Origin of the sequence: Kitasatospora sp. NPDC059817 (genome assembly GCF_042731835.1) — a bacterium.
Classification (GTDB): Bacteria; Actinomycetota; Actinomycetes; order Streptomycetales; family Streptomycetaceae; genus Kitasatospora.
The window spans coordinates 8603-13503 of sequence record NZ_JBHWIR010000193.1; the positions used below are offsets into that span (position 1 = coordinate 8603).

General features: G+C 74.6%; 4 protein-coding genes. 3 read left to right on the top strand and 1 reads right to left on the bottom strand.

All coding sequences use genetic code 11. The features are described from left to right. Positions 1-101 precede the first annotated feature (101 nt). Complete coding sequence (locus tag ACFV61_RS29675) at positions 102-1445, bottom strand: class II 3-deoxy-7-phosphoheptulonate synthase (protein ID WP_063351485.1); 1344 nt, start codon at positions 1443-1445, stop codon at positions 102-104. Between the two features lie 195 nt (positions 1446-1640). Here ACFV61_RS29675 and ACFV61_RS29680 point away from each other — a divergent pair, with 195 nt between their 5' ends. From ACFV61_RS29680 to trpD, 3 genes are read left to right on the top strand one after another with little or no spacing between them, the layout of a single operon-like run. After that, complete coding sequence (locus ACFV61_RS29680; RefSeq protein ID WP_380345904.1) at positions 1641-3140, top strand: anthranilate synthase component I family protein; 1500 nt, start codon at positions 1641-1643, stop codon at positions 3138-3140. Beyond that, the gene (locus ACFV61_RS29685) at positions 3137-3712 is read left to right on the top strand and encodes an aminodeoxychorismate/anthranilate synthase component II (RefSeq protein ID WP_063349726.1); all 576 of its coding nucleotides are present in this window, start codon (positions 3137-3139) and stop codon (positions 3710-3712) included. The genes ACFV61_RS29680 and ACFV61_RS29685 overlap by 4 nt, the downstream gene beginning before the upstream one ends. A gap of 40 nt (positions 3713-3752) precedes the next feature. Further along, positions 3753-4814: an anthranilate phosphoribosyltransferase gene (gene trpD / locus ACFV61_RS29690; protein ID WP_380494950.1), complete on the top strand. Its 1062-nt coding sequence runs from the start codon at positions 3753-3755 to the stop codon at positions 4812-4814. The last annotated feature ends 87 nt before the right edge of the window (positions 4815-4901 follow it).

The window sequence follows — 4901 nt, forward strand, 5'->3', positions numbered from 1 at the left end:
GGCCGCCCCCCCCCGGGGTCCCCCCCCAAAAACGCGCCCCCTCCTGGGGGGTGGGGCGCGGGGCCCCCCCCCCGCCCGCCAACCCGTCGCCCGGGGCGGTTTCAGGCCTTCATCAGCTCCGCGACCCGGAAGGCGAGATCGAGGGACTGGCGGTGGTTCAGCCGCGGGTCGCAGGCCGTCTCGTAGCGCTGGTGCAGGTCCTCGGCGCGGACCTGGTCGCCGCCGCCGAGGCACTCCGTGACGTCGTCGCCGGTGAGCTCGACGTGGATGCCGCCGGCGTGCGTGCCCAGCTCCCGGTGCACCTCGAAGAAGCCGGCGACCTCGCCCAGGATGTCGTCGAAGCGGCGGGTCTTGCGGCCGTCGTCGGTCTGGACGGTGTTGCCGTGCATCGGGTCGCAGATCCAGGCGACCCGGGCGCCCTCCGCCGTGACCTTCTCCACCAGCGGCGGCAGCAGTTCGCGCACCCGGCCCGCGCCCATCCGCACCACGAAGGTCAGCCGGCCGGGCCGGCGGTCGGGGTCGAGGCGGTCGACGTAGCCGAGGACCTCGTCCGCGGTGGTCGTGGGGCCGAGCTTGACGGCGATCGGGTTGTGGATCCCGGCGAAGTAGGCGATGTGCGCGTCGTCCAGGCCCCTGGTCCGCTCGCCGACCCAGAGCAGGTGCCCGCTGGTGGCGTAGTGCGCCCCGGTGCGCGGGTCGGTGCGGGTGAGGGGCTGCTCGTAGTCCAGCAGCAGTCCCTCGTGGCTGGCGAAGAACTCGGCCTCCAGCAGCCCGGCCGGGTCGCAGCCGCAGGCTTGCAGGAAGCGCAGGGCGCGGTCCACGCCGTCGGCCAGTTCCTCGTAGCGGCGGGCCTCGGCGGAGTCCTCCAGGAAGCCGCGGTTCCACTGGTGGGCCTGGTAGAGGGAGGCGCTGCCGCCGGCCGCGAAGCCGCGGACCAGGTTGAGGGTGACCGCCGACGCCTCGTACATCCGCCGCAGCCGCGCCGGGTCCGGGCGGCGGGCCGCCTCGGTGAACTCCGGGCCGTTGACCGCGTCGCCCCGGTAGGAGGGCAGGCTGAGGCCGTCGCGGGTCTCGTCCGGCTGGGAGCGGGGCTTGGCGTACTGCCCGGCCAGCCGGCCGATCTTCACGACCGGGACGCCGCTCGCGTAGGTCAGCACCACCGCCATCTGCAGCAGGGTGCGCAGCTTGGCGGTGACCGCGTCCGCGGTGAGGCCGCCGAAGGTCTCGGCGCAGTCGCCGCCCTGGAGGACGAAGGCCTCGCCGGCGGCGACGGCGGCCATCCGGTCGGTCAGCCGGTCGCACTCCTCGGCGAGGACCAGGGGCGGGGCGGCCGACAGGTCGGCGACCACCTCGCGCAGCGCCGCCTGGTCCGGCCACTGCGGTTGCTGGGCCGCCGGCAGGGAACGCCAGGCGGCAGGTGCTCCGGTCTGCGGAATTCGATTCATCACGGCCCTCGGATGGGAACGGAAATCGCTGGCCCGCTCATTGCAGCCCGGCTGCGGAAAGAAGGTCAAGCGTCCGCGAATTGGCCTGCTCCCACACCGGAGAACTGGTCTGACCGCCTTCCGGGACGAACGGATTGACTGGGGGCCATTCGTTCACCGGCCGTACCCAGCCGGCCATTCACGATGAGGATTCCGATGCCAGACGCGCCATCGCACCCTCCGTTCGCCGTCCGGCTCGGCACCGCGCCGCTGCCGCCGCACGACCCGCTGGAGCTGTACACGCGGCTGGGCGACCGGCTCGGCGCGGAGCAGGTGTACCTGCTGGAGAGCCTGACCGAGTCCGGCCGGCAGGGCGGGCCCGCGGTGCTCGGCTGCGGTCCGCTCGCCGAGATCCGGCTGTACGGCTCGTACCTGGAGATCGACGGGATCGCGGAGCTCGCCCCGGTGCTGCGGGCGACCGCCGAGGCGGCGGGCCTCACCCCCGCCGCGGACGCCCCCGGGCGGCTGGAGGCCCCCGACCCGGCCCGCGTCTGGGAGTTCCTGCGGCGCGCGCAGGGCCTGTTCGGCCTGGAGCCTGGCCTGCCCGGCGACCGCTTCCACTTCGGCTTCCTGGCCCGGTTCGGCTACGACGCGGCCTGGCACATGGAGGACCTGCCGGCCCGGGCGCTGCCGCCGGCCCGCCCGGACGCCGTGCTGACACTGTTCCGCGACAGCGTGCACTACGGCACCGACGGCGCGCCGGTCCTGCGGACCGCCGACAGCCCGGCCTTCGGCGAGCACGGCCGGCACGACCTCGCGGGCGCGGCCCGGGAGGCGGCCGGGCAGGAACCGCAGGCCGCGTGCCCGCCGGCCGCCCGCCCGCAGTCCGTGCACGACAGCGTGGACCGCGACACCTTCCACGGCTGGGTCCGGCGCTGCCTGGAGCACATCGGGGTCGGCGACATCTACCAGATCCAGGTCGGCCACCGGATCGACGTCCGCACCGCGCTGACGCCGGTCGAGGTCTACCGGCGGCTGCGCTCGCGCAACCCCTCCCCGCACATGTACCTGCTCCCGAACGGCGAGGGCACGCTGATCGGCGCCAGCCCCGAGCTGCTGTTCCGGATCGAGGACGGCCGGATCGTGATGCGCCCGATCGCCGGCACCACCCGTCGCGACCAGGACGAGGAGGAGAACGAGCGGCGGATCAAGGCCCTGCTGGCGAGCACCAAGGAGCAGGCCGAGCACGTCATGCTCGTCGACCTCTCCCGCAACGACATCAGCCGGGTCTGCAAGCCGCACACCCTGACGGCCGACGACCTGATGGTGGTGGAGACCTTCTCGCACGTCTTCCACCTGGTGTCCACGGTCAGCGCCGAGCTGGAGGAGGACGCCGACGTGTGGCGGTCGCTGTGCGCGACCTTCCCGGCCGGCACCATGACCGGCGCGCCCAAGCTGCGCGCCATGGAGATCATCCACGAGATCGAGCGGGAGCCACGCGGGGCCTACGCCGGCGCCGTCGGCCTGATCGACGTCGGCGGCTGGAGCGAACTGGCGCTGTGCATCCGCACGATCGCGCACGACGGCGCGGTGTACTCCGTGCAGAGTTCCGCGGGGATCGTCGCCGACTCGACCCCCGAGGGCGAGTGGAACGAGACGCTGGCGAAGCTGGGTGCCGCCTACTGGGCGCTGACGGGTGAGGAGTTGACGGCGTGAAGGTTCTGCTGGTGGACGCGCGGGACAGCTTCGTCCACATCATCGACCAGTACCTGCGGGCGCTCGGCGCGGACACCGAGGTGGTCCGCTCGCACACCCGCACCCCCGAACAGCTGGCCGCGACCGCGCCCGACGCGGTCGTGCTCGGCCCCGGCCCCGGGCACCCGGCGGCCTCCGGCCACGTCGAGCTCGTCCACCACTTCGCCGGGAAGGTCCCGCTGCTCGGCGTGTGCCTGGGCCACCAGGCGATCGGCCTGGCGTTCGGCGGGCGGGTCCAGGTCGCCGACCGGCTGATGCACGGACGCACCAGCACCGTGACGCACGACGGGCGCGGCCTGTTCGCCGGCCTCGGCAACAGCCTCACCGCGACCAGGTACCACTCCCTGATCGTCACCCAGCCGCTGCCCGAGGACCTGGAACTCACCGCGACCGCCGACGACGACGGCTACGTCATGGGCATGCGGCACCGCAGCCTGCCCATCGAGTCGGTGCAGTTCCACCCCGAGAGCATCACCACCACCGGCGGCATGCAGCTGCTGGAGAACTTCCTCGCGGTCGGCGCCGGGCGCTGACCGCACGCACATCGGAATCGACGAGCGGAATGGGTGACCAGTGACAGGGAATGGTGAATCGCGCAGCTGGCCGCAGCTGCTCGCGGCGCTGATCGGCGGGACGGACCTGAGCACCGCCGACACCGCCTGGGCGATGGACCGGGTGATGCGCGGCGAGGCGGCGCCGGCGCAGCTGGCCGGGTTCCTGGTGGCGCTGCGGGCCAAGGGCGAGACCGCCGAGGAGGTCGACGGGCTGGTCCGGGCCGCGCGCGAGCACACGGTGCGGGTCGACGTGCCGGGGCCGACGCTGGACATCGTCGGCACCGGCGGGGACGGCGCGAAGACCGTGAACGTGTCCACCATGGCCGCGATCGTGGCGGCCGCCGCCGGGGCCCGGGTGGTCAAGCACGGCAACCGCTCGGCCTCCTCCGCCTCCGGCTCGGCGGACGTGCTGGAGCGGCTCGGCATCGCGCTGGAGCTCTCGGCCGAGGAGGTGGCCCGCTCGGTGCGCGAGGTCGGGATCGGCTTCTGCTTCGCCCCCGCCTTCCACCCGGCGTTCCGCCACGCGGCCGTCGCCCGCAAGGAGTTGGGCGTGCCGACGGCGTTCAACGCGCTGGGCCCGCTGACCAACCCGGCCTCGCCCACGGCCATGGCGGTCGGCGTCGCCGATCCCCGGCTGGGCCCGCTGATCGCCGCCGTGTTCGCCCGCCAGGGCGTGGACGCGCTGGTCTTCCGGGGCGACGACGGCCTCGACGAACTGTCCGTCTCCACCACCTCGACGGTCTGGACGGCGACCACCGGCCGGTTCGTGCAGGAGCGGCTCGACCCGCGCGAACTCGGGATCGCCACGGCGGCCCCGGACGCGCTGCGCGGCGGCGACGCCGCCCACAACGCGGGCGTGGTCCACGCCGTCCTGGACGGCGAGCAGGGCCCCGTCCGCGACGCCGTCCTGCTGTCCGCGGCAGCCGGCCTGGTGGCGCTGACGCCCTCCGAACAGCCGGTCGTCGAGCGGCTGGCGGCCGCGCTGCCCCGGGCCGCCGAGGCGGTCGACTCGGGCGCGGCGGCCGCCCTGCTGAAGCGCTGGGCCGAGAGCGGGCCGCCGCGCGCGGGGCGGCCGGACTGAGCCGCCACCGGGCCGCCGTCGTCGGGCGGCGGCACCGGGGCGCGACGCCGACGGGCCGCGCGGACCTCCTCGGGGGGAGGCCCGCGC